The sequence below is a fragment of the Methyloligella halotolerans genome (genome assembly GCF_001708935.1).
Lineage (GTDB): Bacteria > Pseudomonadota > Alphaproteobacteria > Rhizobiales > Methyloligellaceae > Methyloligella > Methyloligella halotolerans.
Genome location: NZ_MASI01000005.1, coordinates 91,264 through 112,887, shown reverse-complemented (window position 1 = coordinate 112,887; position 21,624 = coordinate 91,264). Strand labels below are relative to the sequence as shown.

The 21,624-nt window shown below is 62.6% G+C and carries 18 protein-coding genes and 3 pseudogenes; 8 read left to right on the top strand and 13 right to left on the bottom strand.

Annotated features, from left to right (window positions below; all coding sequences use genetic code 11):
- The first annotated feature begins 2 nt into the window (after positions 1 to 2).
- On the top strand, positions 3 to 413 hold the full coding sequence (locus A7A08_RS10395) for a VOC family protein (protein WP_069095421.1): 411 nt from the start codon (positions 3 to 5) through the stop codon (positions 411 to 413).
- A gap of 195 nt (positions 414 to 608) precedes the next feature.
- Here the strand turns inward: A7A08_RS10395 and trxB are convergent.
- Positions 609 to 1,570: pseudogene (gene trxB / locus A7A08_RS10390) on the bottom strand (thioredoxin-disulfide reductase).
- A gap of 98 nt (positions 1,571 to 1,668) precedes the next feature.
- On the bottom strand, positions 1,669 to 2,694 hold the full coding sequence (locus tag A7A08_RS10385) for a mitochondrial fission ELM1 family protein (protein ID WP_083226667.1): 1,026 nt from the start codon (positions 2,692 to 2,694) through the stop codon (positions 1,669 to 1,671).
- 125 nt (positions 2,695 to 2,819) lie between these two features.
- Between A7A08_RS10385 and A7A08_RS10380 the strand changes: the two genes are divergently transcribed.
- Entirely contained in the window at positions 2,820 to 3,308 is a 489-nt protein-coding gene (locus tag A7A08_RS10380) for an Lrp/AsnC family transcriptional regulator (RefSeq protein ID WP_069095420.1), read from the top strand.
- 15 nt (positions 3,309 to 3,323) lie between these two features.
- On the opposite strand, the gene A7A08_RS10375 is transcribed toward A7A08_RS10380, so the two are convergent.
- From A7A08_RS10375 to A7A08_RS10355, 5 genes are all read right to left on the bottom strand, one after another.
- The gene (locus A7A08_RS10375; RefSeq protein WP_069095419.1) at positions 3,324 to 4,673 is read right to left on the bottom strand and encodes a TIGR03808 family TAT-translocated repetitive protein; all 1,350 of its coding nucleotides are present in this window, start codon (positions 4,671 to 4,673) and stop codon (positions 3,324 to 3,326) included.
- Positions 4,674 to 4,685: 12 nt separating this feature from the next.
- A complete protein-coding gene (locus A7A08_RS10370; RefSeq protein WP_169822990.1) occupies positions 4,686 to 5,330 on the bottom strand; it encodes a pyroglutamyl-peptidase I in 645 nt (214 codons plus the stop codon).
- A gap of 80 nt (positions 5,331 to 5,410) precedes the next feature.
- A complete protein-coding gene (meaB, locus tag A7A08_RS10365) occupies positions 5,411 to 6,427 on the bottom strand; it encodes a methylmalonyl Co-A mutase-associated GTPase MeaB (protein WP_069095532.1) in 1,017 nt (338 codons plus the stop codon).
- A 4-nt stretch (positions 6,428 to 6,431) separates the two neighbouring features.
- Positions 6,432 to 8,591: a methylmalonyl-CoA mutase gene (scpA, locus tag A7A08_RS10360; RefSeq protein WP_069095417.1), complete on the bottom strand. Its 2,160-nt coding sequence runs from the start codon at positions 8,589 to 8,591 to the stop codon at positions 6,432 to 6,434.
- A 6-nt stretch (positions 8,592 to 8,597) separates the two neighbouring features.
- On the bottom strand, positions 8,598 to 10,478 hold the full coding sequence (locus A7A08_RS10355) for a methylmalonyl-CoA mutase subunit beta (protein WP_141693944.1): 1,881 nt from the start codon (positions 10,476 to 10,478) through the stop codon (positions 8,598 to 8,600).
- 127 nt (positions 10,479 to 10,605) lie between these two features.
- Here A7A08_RS10355 and A7A08_RS10350 point away from each other — a divergent pair, with 127 nt between their 5' ends.
- Both A7A08_RS10350 and A7A08_RS10345 read left to right on the top strand, forming a co-directional pair.
- On the top strand, positions 10,606 to 10,881 hold the full coding sequence (locus A7A08_RS10350) for a hypothetical protein (RefSeq protein ID WP_069095415.1): 276 nt from the start codon (positions 10,606 to 10,608) through the stop codon (positions 10,879 to 10,881).
- A gap of 77 nt (positions 10,882 to 10,958) precedes the next feature.
- Positions 10,959 to 12,566, top strand: coding sequence for a helicase HerA-like domain-containing protein (locus A7A08_RS10345; RefSeq protein WP_069095414.1), 1,608 nt, complete (start codon positions 10,959 to 10,961; stop codon positions 12,564 to 12,566).
- 156 nt (positions 12,567 to 12,722) lie between these two features.
- Here the strand turns inward: A7A08_RS10345 and A7A08_RS10340 are convergent, their stop codons facing one another.
- Entirely contained in the window at positions 12,723 to 13,319 is a 597-nt protein-coding gene (locus A7A08_RS10340; protein WP_069095413.1) for a superoxide dismutase, read from the bottom strand.
- Between the two features lie 178 nt (positions 13,320 to 13,497).
- Here A7A08_RS10340 and A7A08_RS10335 point away from each other — a divergent pair, with 178 nt between their 5' ends.
- A complete protein-coding gene (locus A7A08_RS10335) occupies positions 13,498 to 13,965 on the top strand; it encodes a thiol-disulfide oxidoreductase DCC family protein (protein WP_069095412.1) in 468 nt (155 codons plus the stop codon).
- Positions 13,966 to 14,289: 324 nt separating this feature from the next.
- Here A7A08_RS10335 and A7A08_RS10330 read toward each other — a convergent pair whose 3' ends face one another.
- From A7A08_RS10330 to msrB, 3 genes and pseudogenes are all read right to left on the bottom strand, one after another.
- Positions 14,290 to 14,844 (bottom strand): hydrolase, encoded by a 555-nt coding sequence (locus A7A08_RS10330; RefSeq protein WP_069095411.1) that lies wholly within the window; start codon positions 14,842 to 14,844, stop codon positions 14,290 to 14,292.
- A gap of 18 nt (positions 14,845 to 14,862) precedes the next feature.
- A pseudogene (locus tag A7A08_RS10325) lies at positions 14,863 to 16,984 on the bottom strand (S9 family peptidase).
- 32 nt (positions 16,985 to 17,016) lie between these two features.
- The gene (gene msrB, locus A7A08_RS10320; RefSeq protein ID WP_083226665.1) at positions 17,017 to 17,442 is read right to left on the bottom strand and encodes a peptide-methionine (R)-S-oxide reductase MsrB; all 426 of its coding nucleotides are present in this window, start codon (positions 17,440 to 17,442) and stop codon (positions 17,017 to 17,019) included.
- A 368-nt stretch (positions 17,443 to 17,810) separates the two neighbouring features.
- Between msrB and A7A08_RS10315 the strand changes: the two genes are divergently transcribed.
- Both A7A08_RS10315 and A7A08_RS10310 read left to right on the top strand, forming a co-directional pair.
- The gene (locus tag A7A08_RS10315) at positions 17,811 to 18,218 is read left to right on the top strand and encodes a Ros/MucR family transcriptional regulator (RefSeq protein ID WP_069095410.1); all 408 of its coding nucleotides are present in this window, start codon (positions 17,811 to 17,813) and stop codon (positions 18,216 to 18,218) included.
- Positions 18,219 to 18,463: 245 nt separating this feature from the next.
- A complete protein-coding gene (locus A7A08_RS10310) occupies positions 18,464 to 19,012 on the top strand; it encodes a PAS domain-containing protein (protein ID WP_069095409.1) in 549 nt (182 codons plus the stop codon).
- Positions 19,013 to 19,034: 22 nt separating this feature from the next.
- On the opposite strand, the pseudogene A7A08_RS16875 reads toward A7A08_RS10310, so the two are convergent.
- Positions 19,035 to 19,265, bottom strand: a pseudogene (locus A7A08_RS16875) (DUF6477 family protein); the annotation flags it as partial.
- Positions 19,266 to 19,579: 314 nt separating this feature from the next.
- Here A7A08_RS16875 and A7A08_RS10305 point away from each other — a divergent pair.
- Positions 19,580 to 20,527, top strand: coding sequence for an IS1595 family transposase (locus tag A7A08_RS10305; protein ID WP_069095408.1), 948 nt, complete (start codon positions 19,580 to 19,582; stop codon positions 20,525 to 20,527).
- 282 nt (positions 20,528 to 20,809) lie between these two features.
- Here A7A08_RS10305 and A7A08_RS10300 read toward each other — a convergent pair whose 3' ends face one another.
- The gene (locus A7A08_RS10300) at positions 20,810 to 21,544 is read right to left on the bottom strand and encodes a DUF3800 domain-containing protein (protein WP_069095407.1); all 735 of its coding nucleotides are present in this window, start codon (positions 21,542 to 21,544) and stop codon (positions 20,810 to 20,812) included.
- Positions 21,545 to 21,624: the final 80 nt, after the last annotated feature.

The following is a 21,624-nucleotide window of genomic DNA, read 5'->3' as shown; positions in this document are numbered from 1 at the left end:
ACATGAGCACCGCCGGCTTCACCCATTGCGCCCTGCATGTCCGCGATCTCGATGAGTCCGTCGCGTTCTACGAGGATTATTGCGGGCTGAAATTCGTGCTGGAGCACGGCGAGGGGGACGGAAGGACGGTGTGGATGGCCGCTCCCGGCGCGGAAGACGATTTCGTGCTGGTGATGATGGGCGGCGGCGAGGTCCGGCATCCGGACAAGGGCGACATGACCCATTACGGCTTCGCGGTCTCGGCGCGTGAAGATATCGACGCAATCGCCGAGCGGGCCGAACGAGACGGCCGGCTTCATTGGGGGCCCAAGTCGTTCAAGCCACCGACCGGCTATCTCTGCGCGGTGACGGACCCGACCGGCTACGTCGTGGAGTTCAGCTACGGCCAGCCTCTGGGGCCGGGGGCGGAGTAGGTTACCCTCACCCCAACCTTCTCCCCCTGCGGAGAGGGCGATACGCCGCGATTCGGGAACCGAACTTCCCCAAACTCGGAGTCATCACCGGGCTTGTCCCGGTGATCCATGAACACCCACTCAAATTGAAAGAAAGACCACAGGGGTTATGGATGCCCGGCACAAGGCCGGGCATGACGCCGTGCGAGAGCGGCGCTACTCCGCCGCTTCGCTCACATGCTCGATGCCAGCGAGGAAGCGTTCTGCTTCCAGGGCGGCCATGCAGCCCATGCCGGCGGCGGTGACCGCCTGACGATAGGTCTCGTCGGTCACGTCGCCCGCGGCGAAGACACCCGGAATATTGGTCGCGGTCGAATCGGGCGCGGTCTCGATGTAGCCGGACGGGCGCATCTTGAGCTGACCTTCGAAGAGTTCCGTCGCCGGCTTGTGACCGATCGCGACGAAGACGCCATCGACAGGCTGGAGGATCGTCTCGTCGGTGATGACATTCTTCAGGCGCACGCCGGTCACGCCGCGGGGATCGTCCTCGCCCAGCACCTCGTCGAGCACAGTGTCCCACATCACATCGACATTCGGGTGATCGAACAGCCGCTGCTGGAGGATCTTCTCCGCACGCAGCTCGCCCCGGCGATGAACCAGGATCACCTGCTTGGCGAAATTGGTCAGGAACAGCGCTTCCTCGACGGCCGTGTTGCCGCCGCCGATCACCACAACGGTCTTGTCGCGGTAGAAGAACCCGTCGCAAGTCGCGCAAGCCGAGACGCCGAAGCCCTTGAAATGACTTTCGGACGGAAGGCCAAGCCAGCGCGCCTGGGCGCCGGTGGCGACGATCAGGGAATCGCAGGTGTATTCCTGGCCGCCGTCGCCGGTGAGGCGGAAGGGGCGCTGCTTGAGATCGACGGACGAGATGTGGTCGTTGATGATCTCGGTACCGACATGCTTGGCCTGCTCCTCCATCTGTTCCATGAGCCACGGGCCCTGGATCACGTCGCGAAGCCGGGATAGTTTTCGACATCGGTGGTGATGGTCATCTGGCCACCAGGCTGGATGCCCTGGATGAGCAGGGGCTGCAGCATGGCGCGGGAGGCGTAGATGGCGGCGGTATAACCGGCCGGGCCCGACCCGATGATGATCACCTTGGCGTGGCGAGCGCTCATGAAATGCCTTTCGGTAGCTTTGCGTCTATGGCGCTTGGGATTGGAGCAAACAGGTAATTGCCAAGCGGCGCGGGCGCAAGAGCCTGGCTCGGTTGTCCTCAGGGGTCCGAGGCGGCGCTCCCCGGCTCTATGTTCAATGCGTTTCGGATGGCATCGGCGACCTTGTCGGTATCTCGGACCGGCGGGTAGGTCCAGGTCTCCAGCTTCCCCTCGAACAGCCGCGTTATGCCGTCTTCACGCATCTTGAGATGAAACCGGCCGAGTCGCTTCGACCTGCCGGGCAGGGGCTCCACATAGACCGGCTTTCCGGTGCCGGTGGCCTCGGTGACCATGTTGACGGAATCTTCGGTGACGACGATAGCGTCGGCGGAGGCGAGGAAGGCGAGATAGGGGTTTTCGCCCTCTCCTCCGTAGATGAAGGCGGGGATCTGATCGATCTCGTCCTTCAGCGCGGCGAAGGTCTCGGGCGGCGTGCGGTAGGACGGCGTCACGAGAAGCGAGCCACCGAACTCCTTGGCGAGACCCGATAGCTTCCGGCCCAGAGCCTGGCCGGATTTGGCGGGAAAGTCGAAGGCGCGGCTCTTGCCGCCGAGCAGCACGGCGATGCGCGGACGGGGCAGGAGATCGAGCCGGTCCTTGAAGCGTTCCGCGGCAGCGGCGAGCTTTTCGTCCGTGACGGCGTGGAGCGAGCCGTGAGTCGGGATGACGTTCCGGCCCGTCACGCCGTCATGTTCGGGAATCGCGACCAAGTCGAAGAGGCGCAAGGGCAGCTTTGGATCGTGGATATGAACGGCGAAGGTCTCGCCGCGAGAGGCGCGCTTGACCGCAAGGGCGACCGGCGCGCTGCGTTTGCCCACGGAGATAACAAGGCGCGGCCAGGCGCCGCTCAATGCCGGGTTCAATTCGGTCTCGCGCAGCAACAGCGGCGCTGGGACGAAGCGCTGGAGGGCAGGCGGCAGCGGCAGGCGAATTCTGTGAAGCTCGTGCAGCCGATAGGGCAGGCCAACGGCTTCGGCCAGGGCGAGACCTTGGGCACGGGTGCCGGCGGCGCCATCGGAAATCACCCATGTTTGAGGCGCGGCTCCATCGGTCATGTCGGAGGCGAAATTTCCGGAATGGTTCATCGACGGCTGCTTTTCGTTTATTATCGTATCGAGACCGATTATTTCGCTTTGCTGATCCGCACCCTCAACCCTACCGGCTTCTAGCTTGGGTGGCAGGGCCTTTTCCAGGGAGTTCTCCGCGTCATATGCGTGCTGCACGCCTCGATCACACAGATTGGAGGATCCTCCAGGTTCTCCAGGAAGACGGCCGGATCACCAATATCGAGCTCGCCCGCAAGGTGGGTATCACCGCCCCGCCGTGCCTGCGCCGGGTCCGGGCGCTGGAGGAGGCCGGCATCATCGAGCGTTATATGGCGGTGCTTGACGGCCGCAAGCTCGGCTTCGATGTCACGGCGTTCGCCATGGTGAAGCTGCACAGCCAGGCCGAAGCCGATCTCATCGCTTTTGAAGAGCGGGCTCTTCAGTCGCCCATCGTGCAGGAATGCTCGATGCTCTCGGGCGAGATCGATTTTCTGCTGCGCTGCGTGGCGCCGGATCTGACGCGCTTCCAATCCTTCATCATCCATGACCTGACGGCCGCGCCGAACGTGGAGAGCGTCAAAACCTCCCTGGTGATCCGTACGGCGAAGGAAGCTGCGGGCCTGCCGCTGGCGCTCGCCGCCGAAGACGCTTGAGGCGAGGCGCCGGCCTTAGATTCCCACATTGGAATAGACGGCGAGATTCCGGAACGCCTCGGCGCTGGATTCGGCGAGGTCGGGACCCACGGGCTTGGGTCCGTTCATGGCGCGAATGGCGCCGTCCTTCGCGCCGGAGATCATGTTGTCGGTTATGAGTGCGAAGCCCGCCTCGCCGTCGGCGGAAACGCCGATGCCGATATGGCAATTGCGGATGAGGTTGCCGGTGGCGGAGATGTCGCGGAGATATTTGTACCAGCCGAGGAAGAGGCCGTAGCCGGGCGCACGCTCGATCACGTTGCCCGATATGGCGCAGTCGGCTTCCGCGGCGATGCCGATGCCGCCGGAGCTCTTGTCCTTCCGGAAGAAGAGGTTGCGGATCAGGTTGCCCTGAACGGTGGCGAGGTGGCCGCCCTCGTTAAAGTTGGTCACCGAGATGCCGGTGGCTGCGGTGTCGATGACGTTGTTGGCGATCACGGCGCCGTCGAAAGAGAACTCGACGAAGATGGCCGTCTCGCCGAGGCGCGAGCAGGAATTGCCGACGATCTGGCAGTTCCTGCCCGAGTTGTCACGCACCGCGGAATAGGCGCAGTCGGCAATCCTGTTGTTGCTGACGACCACAGCGCCGGCTCGGAAGACATTGATGCCATTGCCGTATTGGCCGCTTCCGCCGCTTTTCGCCTCGATGCGCTGGATGCGGTTGGCGTGAACCAGGGTGCCGTCGTCCCCCGGCTCCGACCGCCAGACCTGGATGCCGTTATCACCGCAATCGCGAATCGTGTTGTGGGCGATCTCCAGCCCCGTGGCGTCGTTGGAGAAGAGAGCGGTCTTGGCGATTTTGCCGATCTCGCAATAAGTCACGCGGCCCGCGCAGCCCTGGAGGGCGACGCCGTTCTCGCTGCTGTTGAAGATCCGGCAATTGGCGATCTCCAGATGGCGGGTCTGGTTGGCCTGGAGAAGCGCCGCATCTTCCGGCAGGGGCTGGTCGCCGCCGTCGAGGATCAGCCCTTCGAGGGAGACGCCGTCTGCGCCGTCGGCCTTCACGATGAAATCGGCATTCGAGAGCTTCAGAACCGTGCGGCCAGGAACGCCCCGGATCGCGACGCCCGAGGGGAGGTCAAGGCCGCCCACGGCATAGGTGCCGGCCGGAAGCATCAGGACGGTCCCGCTGGAAGCGGCATTCTGGATGGCGATCTGGAGGGTGGCGCTTTGGTCGAGCTCGCCACCCGCCGGCACGATGTCGAAGCTGCTTTGGGCCGGCGCGGCATCGGCGGTGTCGGCCGCGCGGGCGCTGCCCGCGCCGGCGCTCAAGGCAAGGCCTGCGCCGAAGCTTCCGAGCATCAGGTCGCGGCGGTCGATCGGCATGGTCCTGTCCTTCTAGGCGGCGTGGCTCGCTGGGACCGCATGATGTGCGGCGAGGCGGGGTGCTTGGAGGATATCGCTCAGGATCGCTGCCGCACCGCGCGCAATTTCAGCCGGTTCAAGATAGCCGCCATCTCCGCGCGCGGGCGGAATATGAACGAACAGCACTAATGGCGGATGGCTGCGGACCGGAGACTGTTTGGCGGCCCAGTCGAGGGAAAGATAGTAGAGGTAGTTGCAGAGATAGCGGCCCGCGCTCAACGATGGCAGGGCCGGTATGCCAGCCAAGCGCAAGCCCCTCGCGAGATGGGCTGTGGACAGGGGCGTATCCAGACGCGGCGTGCCGCCGGGGAGGATCGCGGGGCTTGGGGGGAGGATGTTCGCGGCATCTTCCAGCCGGCTCGCCTGATTATAAGCCGAGCGCTCGATGCGAATGGCGTTGGCCCCGCGGCAGAGACCGAAATGGATGACGATATCGGGCCGGATGGCGTCGAGGAGCGCCGGCGCTTCATACCGCACGGTGTTCCACTCCGTGGAGAGGATGCGTTTGTGCAGGGTGATGCCGAGAGTATCCCTGAAGGCATCCGCCAAATCCTCGACCAGCGCCATGGACGGATTTTTAGGCACGCCTGGAAACGGTCCGAAACCGGTCAGCAACACCGATCTCTGTTCGGGGTTTTGCACCATCGGCGGAGGATATGCCAAAGGCGCGGGAGGATAGAAGGGGTTTCGGGGCCGGGTCAGGCGTCGGGCTGGTCGCCGGCAGCGGCCAGGCGGCTCAGTTCGGCCGCGGCGGAGACGGCGCTCAGCTCACCCGAGCGCACTTTGTCTTCCATCTCACTCCACTGGCGGGCGGCTTTCCGACCGCCCTTGAAGGCCGCCAGGAGGCGCTGCTCGAAAAGCTCGCGCATCCAGGTGACGGCCTGCTCGCCGCGGCGCCTGGCGAGCTCGCCGGATTCCTTCAGCTTGGCGTGCCGCTCCTGGATCTTCTCCCAGAGCTGGTCGAGACCCTTGTTCTCCTGGGCCGAGAGGGTGAGCACAGACGGGGACCAGCCGGGATTGCCAGCGGCCAGGATGTGCAGGCCGGCGCGATATTCGGACGCTGCCTTTTCGGCATGCTCGACATTGGAGCCATCGGCCTTGTTGACGGCAATGATGTCGGCAAGCTCAAGCAGGCCGCGCTTGATGCCTTGCAGCTCGTCGCCGGCGCCGGGGATCGCCACCACGGTGAAGACATCGACCATATTGGAGACGGTGGTCTCCGACTGGCCAACGCCGACGGTCTCCACGATCACGACATCGAACCCGGCGGCCTCCGCCACGGCCATGGTCTCGCGGGTGGTCTTGGTCACGCCGCCCAGGCTGCCGCCAGTCGGCGAGGGGCGGATATAGGCGTTCTCCTCGGAGGCGAGCCGGCCCATGCGGGTCTTGTCGCCAAGGATGGATCCTCCGCTGCGTGTCGAGGTGGGGTCGACGGCGAGGACAGCGACCTTGTGGCCGGCCTCGATGAGGTTCACGCCGAACTGGTCGATGAGGGTGGATTTGCCGGCGCCCGGAACGCCCGAGATACCGATGCGGAAGGCACGGCCCGTCTTCGGCAGAAGCTTTTCGAGAAGCTCCTGGGCGCGGAGCTGATCTTCCGGCTTGACGCTCTCGATGAGGGTGATGGCGCGGGCGAGTCCGACGCGATCGCCACTCGTGACCTTCTCGGCGAGTTCGTCGACGGTGAGGGCCGGCTTCTTCTTTTGGGCAGTCACCACTCTATTCGGCAGCCTGCTGAGACCCGGCTTCGCCGTCCTTGAGCTTGGCGACGAGATCCATGGCGGCTTCGGCGATGGGCGTGCCGGGACCGAAGATGGCCTTGGCGCCCGCCGCGTAGAGCTCGTCGTAATCCTGGGGCGGGATGACGCCACCGACGACGATCATGATGTCCTCCCGGCCTTGCTCCTCAAGCGCCTCGCGGAGGGCAGGCACCAGGGTGAGGTGACCGGCGGTGAGGGAAGAGACGCCGATGATGTGGACGTCGTTCTCCACCGCCTGGCGGGCAGCCTCGTCCGGGGTCTGGAAAAGCGGTCCGATATCCACGTCGAAGCCGAGATCGGCGAAAGCGGATGCGATGACCTTCTGACCGCGGTCATGGCCGTCCTGACCCATCTTGGCGACGAGGATGCGCGGCCGGCGGCCCTGCTCGGCCTCGAACTCTTCCATCAGCTCCGCGAGCCTCTCGGCGTTTCCATCCATGGCGCCAACCTCAGCCTTGTAGACGCCGGTCACGGCGGTGATCTCCGCACGGTGACGGCCATAGACCTTCTCAAGCGCCTCAGAGATCTCGCCGACCGTCGCCATGGCGCGGGCGGCCTCGACTGCGCCTTCCAGAAGATTGCCCTTGCCAGTTTCGGCGTATTTCGTGAGCTGGTCGAGGGCGGATTGCACCTTCTCCTCATCGCGTTCTTCGCGCAGGCGCTTCAGCTTCTCGAGCTGCTGCTCGCGCACCGAGCGGTTGTCGATCTTGAGAAGACGGATGTCCTCCTCGCGAGAGGGTTTGTACTTGTTGACGCCGACGATGGTCTGACGGCGGGAATCGATGCGACCCTGGGTGGCGGTCGCGGCCTGCTCGATGCGTCGCTTCGGAAGGCCGGCCTCGATGGCCTTGGCCATGCCGCCCATCTCCTCGATCTCCTCGATATGGGCCATGGCCTTGGCCGCGAGATCGTGGGTGAGGCGCTCGACATAGTAGCTGCCGCCCCAGGGATCGATTGTGCTGATCGTGCCGGATTCCTGCTGCAGCATCAGCTGGGTATTGCGGGCAATGCGGGCGGAGAAGTCCGTCGGCAGCGCCAGCGCCTCGTCCAGGCCGTTGGTGTGCAGCGACTGCGTATGGCCTTGCGTGGCCGCCATGGCCTCGATGCAGGTGCGGATGACGTTGTTGTAGACGTCCTGGGCCGCGAGGCTCCAGCCGGAGGTCTGGGAGTGGGTGCGCAGAGCCAAGGACTTCTCGTTCTTCGGATTGAACTGGCTCATGAGCTTCGCCCAGAGGATGCGGCCTGCGCGCATCTTGGCGATCTCCATGAAGTAGTTCATGCCGATGGCCCAGAAGAAGGAGAGGCGCGGCGCGAAGGCGTCGACGTCCAACCCCGTCTCGATGCCGGTGCGAACATATTCGATGCCGTCGGCGAGGGTGTAGCCGAGCTCCAGGTCGGCCGTCGCGCCGGCTTCCTGCATGTGATAGCCGGAGATCGAGATGGAGTTGAATTTCGGCATGTTCTGGCTGGTGTAGGCGAAGATGTCAGCCACGATGCGCATGCTGGGTCCGGGCGGGTAGATATAGGTGTTCCGGACCATGAACTCCTTCAGGATGTCGTTCTGGATGGTGCCCGACAGCTTCTCGTGGGGCACGCCCTGCTCCTCGCCGGCGACGATGAACAAGGCGAGGACGGGGAGCACCGCGCCGTTCATGGTCATGGAGACGGAGACTTGATCCAGCGGGATGCGGTCGAACAGGACGCGCATGTCGTAGATGGAATCGATGGCGACGCCCGCCATGCCGACATCGCCGGGGACGCGGGGGTGATCGGAATCGTAGCCGCGATGGGTGGCGAGATCGAAGGCCACGGAGACGCCCTGCTGGCCGCCGGCGAGGTTGCGCCGATAGAAGGCGTTGGACTCTTCAGCGGTCGAGTAGCCGGCATATTGGCGGACCGTCCAGGGGCGCTGGACATACATGGTCGGGTAGGGACCCCGTAGGTACGGCTTGATGCCCGGATAGGTCTGCAGGAAGTCGAGGCCGTCGCGCGCCTCGTCGGTATAGACGGGGGCGACGTCGATGCCCTCCGGCGTGGCCCAGGCTTCGGTGGATTGCGCGCTGGCGCCATGGCCGGCGTCGGCAAACTCGATCTCGGTGAAATTCGGGATCCCGGTCATCTCAAATCAACTCCCGACGCTCAGTTTCTGTTGCGCGTCCTGCAGCACGGCAAGCGTATCACATCCCATGAAGATGAAGTCGTCGACGCCGGCGGATTGCATCTCGTCGCGGCCTTCCTTGGGCTTGCCGGCGAGATAGATGAAGGATGCGCCGGCGTCCTTCAGGGCCTTCGCTGCTTCGGCCGCCTTCTCCGCGTAGACCTTGTCGGATGAGCAGAGGCAGATCAGCTTCAGGCCCGAGTCCTTAAAGTCCTTCACGGTGTCTTCGATGGTGAAGGTCTGGGGTTCGCCGCTTTCCGTCGTGATCGGCTTCTCCGGCAGGATCGGGGCGATGCCGCCGGCGGAGAAGAAGGAGCGGGCGAAGGTGACGCGGGCCACGAAATCGGCGGGCTTGCCGATGGTCGCCAGGAAGATCGCCGGGCGCTTGCCGGTTGTCTCGAGAGCTTCGTCGGAGGCGTCGCGGAGTGCTTCGTAAGGCTCGGCGAGGCGATACCGGACGAGCGGGTCGATGTCCGGGTTCGAAACCGGCTTCATCGGGCGCGCCGGGTCGACCTCAACCTTGTCTTCATCGAGATCCGGGAAGTCGCTGGTGCCGATCATCGCCTCCTTGCGCTTGGCGACGTTCTGGTCGCGCTCGGCGCGAGTGGCGGCGACGTGCTTCTGGACGATGCCGGCTTTCAGCGCCTCATAAGCACCGCCCGACTTGTCGATCTCCTGGAAGAGCGCCCAAGCGGAGCGGCAAAGATCGTCGGTGAAGGCTTCCAGGGCGCCCGACCCGGCGGACGGATCGGAGACCTGATGGAGATTGGATTCCTCGGTCAGGATGAGCTGGGTGTTACGCGCGACGCGGCGGGCGTGATCGCGCGGATTTCCGAGGGCTGCGGTGTAGGGCAGGACCGAAATGGTGTCGGCGCCGCCGATGGCCGCGCCCGCGCAGGCGATGGTTGTGCGAACGATGTTTCCGTAGGGATCGCGTTTGGTCATCATGCGCCAGGCGGTTTCCGCCGTCACATGCACCGGCTCGGGATCGAGGCCGCAGGCTTCTTCGATTCGTGCCCAAAGCCGCCGGACGGCGCGGAATTTCGCGATAGTCAGGAACTGGTTCTGATCCGCGGCGAGGCGGAAGAAGATCATCTTTCGCGCTTCGTCCAGAGACAGGCCGGCCTCTTCCAGGGCGCGGAGATAGGCGACGGCGACGCTGAGGGCGAAGGCAAGCTCCTGGCCTTCGGAACCACCGGCCGCATGAACGGGGCGCCCGTCGGCAACGGCGAAGGGCCCTTTGAAGCCCTTCTCGGCAAGAAATTTGATCTTGCCGGCAAAGTGTGGAGCCAGATCACTCCAAGAACCGGGCATCGCGCCGTGAACGCTAAGCGCCCCCAACGGGTCGAAGCCGAAGCGTATGTCCACGGTTTCGGGCTTCATCTCCGAGGCCGAGACCATATCGGCGATGATATCGGCGGCATCCTTCGCGGACGGCGACAGATCGAGCTCGAGCGCAACGCCCTTGTCCAACAGAACGTCCTTGAGAGCCGCTTCAAGCGCGGCTTTGTCGGCCTTCAGGGCGTAGCCGTAATCGCCGACCGAACCTTGGAAGACGAGCTGCAGCCCGGGGGCGCCATTGAACAGGTCGTCCATGACCTGCTTATTGGCGGCTTCCGCATCGGGCAGGTCGATGCGCTGCATGACGCCCCAAGGGCTGCGCGGATGCCGGCCCGCGATCGGCTCCTTGCCCTGCGCGGGCTGATAGAGCGGCTCGATGAGGTTGCCGTCATAAGTCCGCGTCTGCAGCTTCTCGAAGGGCATGCCCTTCAGAAATTTTTCGACCAGCGCCAGCCATTCGGCCTCGGTCGTTTCCGGAAAATCGCCCGCCAAGCTCAGTTCAGCCATTGTCACCAGGGTGTTATCTCAATCCGCGAGCGGTCCTCCTAGCATGAAGGCGAAGCGGCAACAAAGCGGAGAAAGGCTTGGCTGGTCGATGTTATATATCGGCGCTTATTAAAAGGGAGGGATCGCTGTGGCGGAAGATGAATTCACGGTGTTAGACCCAGCCAATATTTCTGTCCACGAGGCTGCAAACGCCGGTGTTAAGAACATCGAAGAGATCCAGATAATGGGCCCTACGCACGATGCGGAGGGGAAGAAGGCTTTGATTATCCGGTTCAACAACGGTGGCTATTTCGAACTGTCTTATTCGCCTGAAGGGAAAGCGGTTTCATACCAATTTGCAGGAGTGCGGTTCGAACGTCTCGGTCAAGAGTTGTTCATTTCCGCCGCCGACCAAGAATTTTAGAAGCTGACGTGTGATCGCTTCACTAGCTTATTAATACATTTGGGAGGGAGCCTTATTGCTGAGCATCGGGGGAAAACATGCCGGAAGAGCTTAAGGATCAGACGCTGCCGGAGGCATCGGTCTATATCGGCCAGAGCGTGAAGCCGGAGTTCATCTATCTCAGGCTGGCGAACCGGCATGGGTTGATCACCGGCGCGACGGGTACGGGTAAGACGGTCACGCTGCAGGATCTGGCGGAAGGATTTTCGTCAGCAGGCGTGCCGGTCTTCTGTGCCGACGTGAAGGGCGACCTCTCGGGCATCGCCATGAAGGGCGAGCCGAAGAAGGGCTTCGAGAAGCGGGCGGAGGAGATCGGCTACGATCTCGACTACGAAGCCTTTCCGGCCGTGTTCTGGGACCTCTTCCAGGAGCAGGGGGTGCCCATCCGCTCCACGATCACCGAGCTTGGGCCGCTTCTGCTGTCGCGGCTGATGGATCTGAGCGACGCCCAGGAGGGCGTGCTGAACATCGCCTTCCGGATCGCCGACGACGAAGGGCTGCCGCTTCTCAATCTTGCTGATCTGCGGGATCTGCTCGCCGACCTCGGCAATCGCGGGGCGGAGATCAAGACGAGCTACGGCAATGTCTCTAAAGCCTCGATCGGCGCCATCCAACGGAGCCTGCTCGTTCTGGAGCAGCAGGGTGCGGAGAATTTCTTCGGCGAGCCGGCGCTGGAGGTCGGCGATCTGATGCGGACCGATAGCGAGGGGCGGGGCTACGTCAACGTGCTTGCGGCCGACAAGCTGATGCAGAGCCCGAGGCTCTACGGCACGTTCCTACTTTTCCTGCTGTCCGAGCTGTTCGAGGAGCTGCCGGAGGTTGGCGATCCCGACAAGCCGAAGCTCGTGTTCTTCTTCGACGAGGCGCATCTCCTGTTCGACGACGCGCCGAAGGCTCTGCTGGACAAGGTGGAGCAGGTGGTCCGGCTGATCCGCTCCAAGGGCGTCGGCGTCTATTTCGTGACCCAGAACCCGCTGGACGTACCGGACACGGTCTCAAGCCAACTCGGCAACCGGGCGCAGCATGCACTCCGGGCCTATACGCCGCGGGAACAAAAGGCGGTGAAGGCGGCGGCCTCGACCTTCCGGCCCAATCCGGATTTCGACACGGAAAAGGCGATCACCCAGCTCGGCGTGGGCGAGGCGCTGGTCTCGACACTGGACGAGAAGGGGCAGCCCACGATGGTGGAGCGGACGCTGGTGCGGCCGCCGCGATCCCGCGTCGGGCCGGTCACGCCGAAGGAGCGGACGGACATCATCGCCGAAAGCCCGATGATGGAGAAATACGAGAAGACGGTCGATCGCCGTTCTGCTTCGGAGATCCTGGCAGAGCGCATGGAGGAACGTCCGTCCACCAAGGAAGACGCGGCCAAGAACAGCAAGGGCCGCGGAAGCGACGAGTCGAAGGCGGAGCCTGCGGAGAATAAGGACGACGAGCCAGGCGTGCTGCTTGGCTGGGCCTACTGGCTGTTCGGTCTGGATCGGAAGGGCAAGCGATTGACGGGCTGGCAGAAGTCCGTTCGCGGCTTCGCGAGGGACACGGTGGTGGATGCCGGCGAAGCGGTGGGACGCAGCGTCGGCGGCACATCGGGAGCCCAACTCGGCCGTTCGGTTGCACGGGGGCTGATGGGGAATCTCCTGCGCTAGCTGGAGAGTCTTTCCCCCACCCGCTCTATCCCCGTTACCCCGACTCTCTTCCCAGAAGGGAAAGAGGTCTTCCGTCGCAACCCATCCGCCAAGCGAAAAGGGCGGCTCGATGAGCCGCCCTTTGAGACACGTTACGCGATACGTGCGACGCAAGCCTTAAGCCTTCTCAAGCATCTCCTCGACATGTTCCCAGTTCACGAGATTGTCGAAGAAGGCCTCGAGGTATTTCGGGCGGGCGTTGCGATAGTCGATGTAATAGGAGTGCTCCCACACATCGACACCGAGGATTGGCCAAGCGCCCTGGATCAGCGGGTTCTCGCCGTTGGGCGACTTCATGACCTGAAGCTTGCCATCCTTGACGGCGAGCCAGGCCCAGCCGGAGCCGAACTGTGCGCCGCCGGCGGCGATGAAGTCTTCGCGCATCTTGTCGAAGCCGCCGAGATCGGAATCGATCATGCCCTGGAGCTTGCCCGGCACCTTGGTGCCGCCGCCGCCCTTCTTCATCCACGGCCAGAAATGGGTGTGGTTGAAGTGCTGACCGGCGTTGTTGAACACCTTGTCGTCCTTGCCGTAGCTCTCCTTCACGATCTGCTCCAGCTCCATATTCTCGTATGGGGTGCCTTTGATGAGATCGTTGAGGGTGTCGACGTATTTCTGGTGATGCTTGTCGTGATGGTATTCGAGGGTTTCAGCCGACATATAGGGCTGAAGGGCGTCGTATGCGTATGGAAGATCGGGAAGTGTAAAAGACACGATTGTTTCTCCAGCAGCTAAACGATTGAGGGGAGTAACTCCCCGCTGTTAAAGGAGGGAAAAGCGTGGGCACGCTAAAGGTTCCAAGATAGCGGCACAAGCGACCGTTCCGGGCAATGGCACGGCACCTTATTCCCCGATCGAGCGTTACGCCCCAGCTGCAAAAATGGGGAAAGCCATGCTCCAGCCCGTATCGACCCAGCCATATAGCTATCGTTTGGACCCCGCCGTGCCGTCATTTCCCGAAGATCGGCCGATTCTGATCTTCGATGGAAAATGCGTGCTCTGCTCGCGTTTCGCGCAGTTCGTCATCCGGCACGACCCCCACAAGCAATTCCGATTTCTGGCGGCGCAGACGGCGCTCGGCCAGGCGCTTTACCGTCATTTCGGCCTCAATACGCGCAACTATGAAAGCAACATCCTCCTCGACGAGGGCCGCGCCTATCTGAAATGGCAAAGTGCGATGCGCGTGGGATGGCGCCTCGGCTTTCCCTGGTCGGGCCTGGCGGGTGCAGGACGCCTGGTGCCGAGCGCGATCGGCGACCGGCTCTACGATGTGGTGGCTGAGAATCGCATTCGCCTGTTCGGCGGGCGGGAACAGTGCTACCTGCCGGATCCTTCGGAGCAGGATCGCTTCCTGGCGTGACCGTGGCTTGAAAGGGGGGTGGGGACGGAACCCCTGAGCTCCGCCCCCGTGCCGAGGAAGGTTGCTAACCATGCCAGTGCAGGGCTGACGGTTGGAGAATGGCAAATCGCACCTGAACCCAGCATGAACCGACGCTGCAGGGTTGGTTCATGTGGGAAGAGAGGGGTGGGGAGCTAGAATATTAAGACCGTCATGCCCGGCCTTGTGCCGGGTATCCATAACCCCTGCAGGTATTCATTCAACGAGCGTTGGTGTTCATGGATCACCGGGACAAGGCCGGTGATGACTCAAGAGCAGGTTACGAGCGCGGAAGCGCGCCGGCCGCTACTTCACAAGGGCCTGGATCTCTTTGAACTCAGGCGAGCCCGCTTTGCCGACCCATTCGAACAGGACCATCTCCGCGTTCACGACGGAGACGTCGGCGTGGAGCATCCGGCCCATGGCGAGCCGGCGGCTCTCGTCGAGGCGCGAGCCGATGGCGTCGGCCGCCACGAAGGTCTCGAAGCCCTGGGCGGCGAGGTCGAGAGCGGTCTGCAGCACGCAGATATGGGCTTCAATACCGGCGACGACGACCTGGGGCCGCCCCTTGCGCCGGAGCTCTTCGAGCCGGTGGCGGATCGCGGCGTTGCGGAAGCAGGAGAACTCGACCTTCTCCATGACGGTCGCGCTGTTGCCGAGGGTCTGACGAAGGGGCTCCGCGGTGGGACCCAATCCTTTCGGGTACTGCTCGGAGACCGTGATGGGGAGATCGAGGGCCTGGGCACCGCGCACCAGACGCTCGCAGGCTTTCGTGACGTCGTCAGCGTCCGACATAGCGGGGAGCAGGCGCTCCTGCATGTCGACGATCAGAAGCTGCGATCTCTCCTTGTCCATGAGCATGGATGCGGTCCTCTCGTCTCAGTCTCTCGGTACGGGCGGCGTGTCGGCCTTGCCGGCGATCAGCAAGGCGAAGGCGTAGGACAGGGCGACCTCCTTCAGCCGGTCGAAGCGGCCGGAAGCGCCGCCATGGCCCGCCTCCATATTGGTGCGCAGCAGAAGCAGGTTGTCGTCGGTCTTGTGGCTGCGCAGGCGGGCAACCCATTTGGCGGGCTCCCAATAGGTGACGCGGGGGTCGGCGAGGCCGGCCAGGGCCAGGATGTGCGGATAGCTTGCGCCGTGACGTTGTCGTAGGGCGAATAGGCCGCGATGGCGCGATAGGCCTCCGCGTCCTGGATCGGATTGCCCCATTCCAGCCATTCCGGCGGGGTGAGCGGCAGGGTCTCGTCGAGCATGGTGTTCAGCACGTCGACAAAGGGGACCTCGGCGATGATGCCGAGGAACAGATCCGGCGCCATGTTGGCAATCGCGCCCATGAGCATGCCGCCGGCGCTGCCGCCATGGGCGACGATGCGGCCGCGGGACGTGAAGTTCTGCTCGGCGAGATATTCGCCGGCCGCGATGAAGTCGGTGAAGGTGTTCACCTTCTTCGCCCGCTTGCCCTCCTTGTACCAGCGATAGCCCTTGTCCTTGCCGCCGCGGATATGGGCGATGGCGTAGACGAAGCCGCGATCCACCAGGCTGAGCGCGGTGATGGAGAAATGGGACGGCATGGAGATGCCGTAGGCACCGTAGCCGTAGAGCAGGAGCGGCGCGGTCCCATCGATGGGCGTATCCTTGTGATGGAGGATCGAGATGGGGACCATCTCGCCGTCGGGCGCCGGAGCAAGAATGCGGCGGGAGACATAGTTCTCCGGCTTGTGGCCGCTCGGGACCTCCTGGGTCTTCCGCAAGGTCCGCTCGCGGGTCTCCATATCGTAGTCGAACACCTGAGACGGCGTCGTCATGGAGGCATAGGTGAAGCGGAGGGTGTGGGTGTCGTATTCGTAGCCCGGCGCGATGCCGAGAGCGTAGGCCTCCTCCGGAAACTCGATGGCGTGCTCTTCGCCATCGGAGAAACGGCGAATGACGATGCGAGGCAGGCCGTCCTCGCGCTCCAGGCGGACGAGGTGGTCCTTGAATGCGACGATGTCCAGGATGAGCCGGCCAGGACGATGGGGTTCGATCTCCCGCCAATGTTCCATGCCGGGGCTGCCGACCGGCGCTTCGACGATACGATAATCTTCCGCGCCGCCGGAATTGGTGAGGATGATGAGACGATCGCCATGATGCTCGACGGAGTAGTCGTGCTCGGGCGCGCGGCGCGCGACAAGGCGGGGTTCGGGGGCCGCCTCGGTCATATCGAGGAGGCTGACCTCCGACGTCTCGTGGTCATGGGTGGAGAGGGTGAGGAAGCGGCGGCTCTGGGTCTGGCCGAGGCTAGGAAGAACGCGGGGTCGTGCTGCTCGAACACGACGGCATCGGCATCTTCCTGATCCAAAGTATGCCGGCGGATCTCGCGCGGACGGTGCTCCTCGTCGACCCAGACGTAGTAGAGAGCGTCGCTGTCAGCGCCCCAGCTCATGCCGCCATTGCTGTCGGGAATCGTCTCGCCGACCTGATCGCCGGTCTCGGCCTCGACGATCTTGATGTCGAAGAACTCCGAGCCCTTGGTGTCGGCGGCATATGCGATCAGGGAGTGATCGGGGCTGTGATCCACGCCCCCGATATTGAAATAGGCGTGCTCGGAGGCGAGGGCGTTGCCGTCGAGCAGGATGCGCTCCTCGCCGAGGCTCGCATCCCGCTGGATGGGACGGCGGCAGAAGAGCGGATGCTGTCCGCCGGTGACGAAGCGGGTGTAGTAGACGTAGCGGCCGTCGGGAGAGGGGACGGAGGAGTCGTCCTCCTTGATGCGTCCCTTCATCTCCTTGAACAGGGCCGTTTGCAGCGCTTCAGTCTCGCCGAGAACGGCGTCGGTGTATTTGTTCTCGGCCGTGAGGTAGGCCTCGATCTCGGGATCCAACACACTCGGATCGCGCATGACTTGCTGCCAATTGGGGGCGCGCAGCCACGCATAGTCGTCCTGCAGCTTCTCGCCGTGATACTCGGCAACGCTCAGACGCTTAGCGGCCTCCGGCGGCAGCGGTCGGGAAGGAATGTCCATCAGAGAATCTTTTTAGGTTTGGCTGTGCCGGGCTAGGCCGGATCGAAATCGAGGGCACACCCATTGATGCAATAGCGCAAGCCTTCCGGTCCAGGGCCGTCCGGGAAAACATGACCGAGATGGGCGTCGCAATTGGCGCAGCGGACTTCGACACGGCGCATGCCGTGGGAAATGTCTTCGTGGGTCGTGACGTTTGCCGCCACGGCGGGATCGGTGAAGCTGGGCCAGCCCGTCCCCGATTCGAACTTGGCGTCGGAGCTGAAGAGGGGTGCGTCACAGCAGACGCAGTGATACATGCCATCCCGCTTCTCTTCGTAGTAGGCATGGCTGAAGGCAGGCTCGGTGCCTTGCTCCTGGGTGACGTGATAGCCTCCGGACTCAGCTTGTCGCGCAAGCCATCCTTCTCGCTGTCTGTTTTCTGCATGACTCGTATCCCAAGAATTATGTGCCAGAAACATAGTCGCCATCGGCCCCCAATTGGAGTGGGGCACTAGGTTTTTTCTTGGCTTTCTGCGATCTCGCCCCGTTTTGCATAAAGCTTGCGCTCATCGGAAAGTTTAGCGCTCTGCTCTAGGGCATTACGTTCGGGGAAAGTTTCCGGTGGAAAGATACTTTGGGTGCCCCTGCGGCTGTGCTATATGCGCGCTGCCCACGTGTTAGTTTTCAGTTTTTTGCAGGCTAAAGTTGTACAGTTATACTGTGTCGACGCCTTAAAAACGGCATATTCTAGTATATTTAAGTCGTCGTTCGCGAATTGATTTGTGATTTTGGTGTTTCAACGAACTTGGAGCGTGTTGTGGAAGCAAGGGGAGGTCAACAGCGGCCGATGGAAGAAAATCTCGAGAAGACGGAGCTGGTCGAGCTGGCAGCAGAAATCGTGTCTGCTTATGTGAGCAACAACACGGTGGTTGCGGCCGAACTGCCGAATGTGATCGGCAGCGTGTTCGACGCGCTCAATCAGGCTGCGTCCAACTCCACCCAGCCGGTTCGCGAAGAGCTGAAGCCCGCCGTTCCGGTGAAGAAGTCGGTGACGCCCGACTACATCATCTGCCTTGAGGACGGGAAGAAATTCAAGTCGCTGAAGCGGCATCTGCGGACCCACTACGATCTCTCGCCCGAAGAATATCGCGAGAAATGGGGCCTTCCCCACGACTATCCGATGGTCGCGCCGAATTATGCGGCGGCCCGCTCCGCGCTCGCAAAGCGCATGGGGCTGGGACAGCGCCGGCGCTAGCTTACGGTTCGGGGGCTCCGGCCGGCAGGTTCCGGGGCTCTCACGGGCCGATGCGATCGACCCGCGGCCGGCTGCAAGACCGGCCAGCGATCTGCCTCCAGATTCAGTACCCCAAAAATCGGTCGACACAAGCCGTTGTGATTCTTTGCAGAATCCGATTAACGGTCTTGAGAGTGTCGCCCGAACTGCAGATAGTCGAGATGTCGATCTGATTCGAGATCGACGAGCGGCGGGGGACGAATTTCTTGGACGGCGACGGATTCAGAGAGCAGCTGGTGATTTCGGGCCAGCGCGAGCTTTTCGATTATTGGAACGCTCTCTCTGGGTCCGGCACGATCCCGAATCGCTCGGATTTCGATCCCCAGAGAATCCCGCGGCTGTTGCCCAATATCTGCCTCATCGACGTCAAGGGTGGCTTGGCAGGATCGCGCTTCCGCCTGGCAGGCACCGCTTTGCGCAACATCTATGGCGCCGAGCTTACGGGCTCCCGGCTGGAGACCGTTTTCCAGGGGCGACCGGCAGAGTATTGGCGGCGGATCCATGGCGCGGTGATCGAGCAGGGCGCGGCGCAGAGCGGCGTCGTGCGCGGACCGGTGAAGGATCGCGGCCACGTGGTGATGTATTGGCTGCGGCTGCCGCTGCTCCTAGATGGGCCCGATGTTCGATTCATTCTCGGCCACGACTTCGCCGCTCAGGCGCCGCTCGAGAGCAAGACCGATTCGGACGTGGCCGGCGAGGTTCAGGGGGAGCTGCCGCTTCGCTATCGGTTTCCGCCGAGAGGCGCTTGCGCCTAGGAGCGCCGGTCACGCGAGCGAGTAACGTTCGCTCGGCACGATAAGCGCTCATGAGCGCGATATGGCGGTTCAGATCGTAGCTCCAATGGCGGGACCGCGCGCGACGCCGCTCGGCGCGCAAGGCGCGTGCGAGCTTCGTCACCACCCGCCGAATGCCGTCCTCTGTTTCATCGGATAGTTCGTCCGGCCACAGCGGCAGAAGCGCGGGGAGATCGCGCGTTCGACGATAGGCCTTGGCGCCGGCTCTCGCCATCCGCCGGTAGATTCGCCTGTCGGCTGAGTCGTCGCCGCCACTTCTCCCGCTCCCTTCGCCTTCATCGCCTTGCATCGCGACCTCGCTTTGAGGTCGGCATCATGGGGCCAGAAAGAAGCCCGGGGATTTCCGGGACTTATCGGCCTCCGGTCAGGGCCGGAAAGCCGTTGTGGGCCAGCGATGGGTGAGCTCGAAGCCCCGAACTTATCCCCGCCCCGCCCCGCAATCATAGATTGCCATAGGAATTTATACCCAATATTATACTTGACGTACCCACTTCGGAATCCTACATTTGAAGGGTAAGGAGACGGGACATGGCCAAATCAGTTCTTTCGGATAAGCACTTTCACGATGAGAAAGCGGCTTACGCTTTCGTGGAGGAGAGGGTTTGGCCCGATGGTCCGGTGTGCCCCCATTGCGGCGGCACCGAGCGCATCAGCAAAATGAAGGGCAAGAGCACCCGCATTGGCGCTTACAAGTGCTACCAGTGCCGCAAGCCCTTCACCGTGAAGGTTGGGACCATCTTCGAGCGCAGCCATGTTCCGATGCATCTTTGGCTGCAAGCGATCTTCCTGCTTTCGTCTGCCAAGAAGGGCATCAGCTCCAACCAGCTTCACCGCACCTTGGGCGTCACCCTGAAAACCGCATGGTTCATGTCGCACCGTATCCGCGAGGCGATGCGTGCGGGCGACTTCGCTCCCATGGGCGGCAGCGGCAAGATCGTTGAAGCGGATGAGACCTATTACGGTTCGCCGGACGTGAAGCGGACCACTCGCACCAGCGGTGAGCCCTTCAACAAGCGTGGCTCACGTGGTCCGGCCAACAAGCGGGCTATCGTGGCCCTGGTCGAACGCGGCGGCAGCGTCCGTAGCTTCCACGTCGCGAACGCCAACAAGCTGAACGTCAATGATCTGGTGAACCGCAATATCAGCCGGGAAACTCAGATCTTCACCGATGAGAGCCGTCTGTATGGCGATCTCAAGGGCAACTTCGCGGGGCACGACACCGTGCGTCACGCCTCTGGCGAGTATGTGCGCGGCCCGGTACATACCAACACCGTGGAGAACGTGTTCTCGGTCTTCAAGCGTGGGATGCGCGGCACCTATCAGCACTGCAAGGAAAAGCACCTGCACCGCTATCTTGCGGAGTTCGATTTCCGGTACAATGCACGCACCGCGCTCGGTGTCGATGACGTAGAGCGGGCCGAACGTGCCCTGAAAGGTGTCGTCGGCAAGCGGCTCACCTATCAAACGACTTGTTAAAGGCGAGAAGCCGTATGGCCTCACCAAAGCCGAAGCCAAAGAAGCAAGACGAGAAGCCCGACAAGCCGCAAAGCGAGCGCTTCAAAGAGACCGCTCGCGAGGTGGAGGCTGACCAGTCTGGTGCGCTGTTTAACAAGGCACTGGAAAGGGTGTTGAGACCAGGCCGTTCCCGCGAAGACTCTTGAAAAATCCCTGGGAATCCAGTAGTTTTAGCTGAGGCCTTCGCTGCCCGAATACGCTGGCTAGACCAGCCGTGCCTTAAGGCTAGGGCAGCGAGGGACCTTACTTCCCTTTGAAATGCCAGACGGTGAAAAAGCGAGCGCTTTTGAGGGTATTCGTGCTCCAAGAGGTTCGTCCTGACGCGCGCAAAACGTAGTCTGCAAGATCGCCCTTTGGCGACGTGTGTTTCACCTCATTCTGCTTTGCGGCTATGGCTCCGATGATTACGTCAGCCATCTGTACTGCTCCAACATGTTCAGATCGGACCGGCTCAATGCTTCTGACGCAATTGGGTCGCGTGCGGTACGTTCCATATGCCGCCGCGCACAACTGGTTCCTCATAGTGCAGATGTCGCTAGAGTCGTTTCCCTCATCTAGCCGGACGTGAATGGCCCGCTTAGCTCCGTAGAATTGTGCGAGGCGGTGTAAACAGAGCTGGTAGTACATGCGGTTCACGCTGGTGTCCCGGTTCTCGTTCTCTTTCGCCTTGTGATTGTAGCCCTTGAATGGCGTCACGATGATGTGGAGGGCCGCTTTCCGCTTGTTCACGAGGTCGAAGCCGTAATCAATCAGCGCCTCGTACGCCTTCCGCTTTCGGCCGCCGCGGTAGCTGCTCCAGTGGAACTCTGAGCGGATGCCTGCGTCGTCGCGGAGCGTTGCAATATGATCTTCAATCTCGGTGATCCTATTGCCCGCAATGGCGAAGCCGCCAGCAACCATATAGTCGGCCTCAAGGCTGCTAGCGTCACCAAAAAAGGTCAGGTGAGGAAGCTGATTACTTGGCTCGGGTAAGTGCATTTCTCGGCTTCGGCGTACGCACAACCAAAGCGGGAAGATGATCACGAGTCGAGTGAGGCTTCAAGAATTGAAGACCTAGG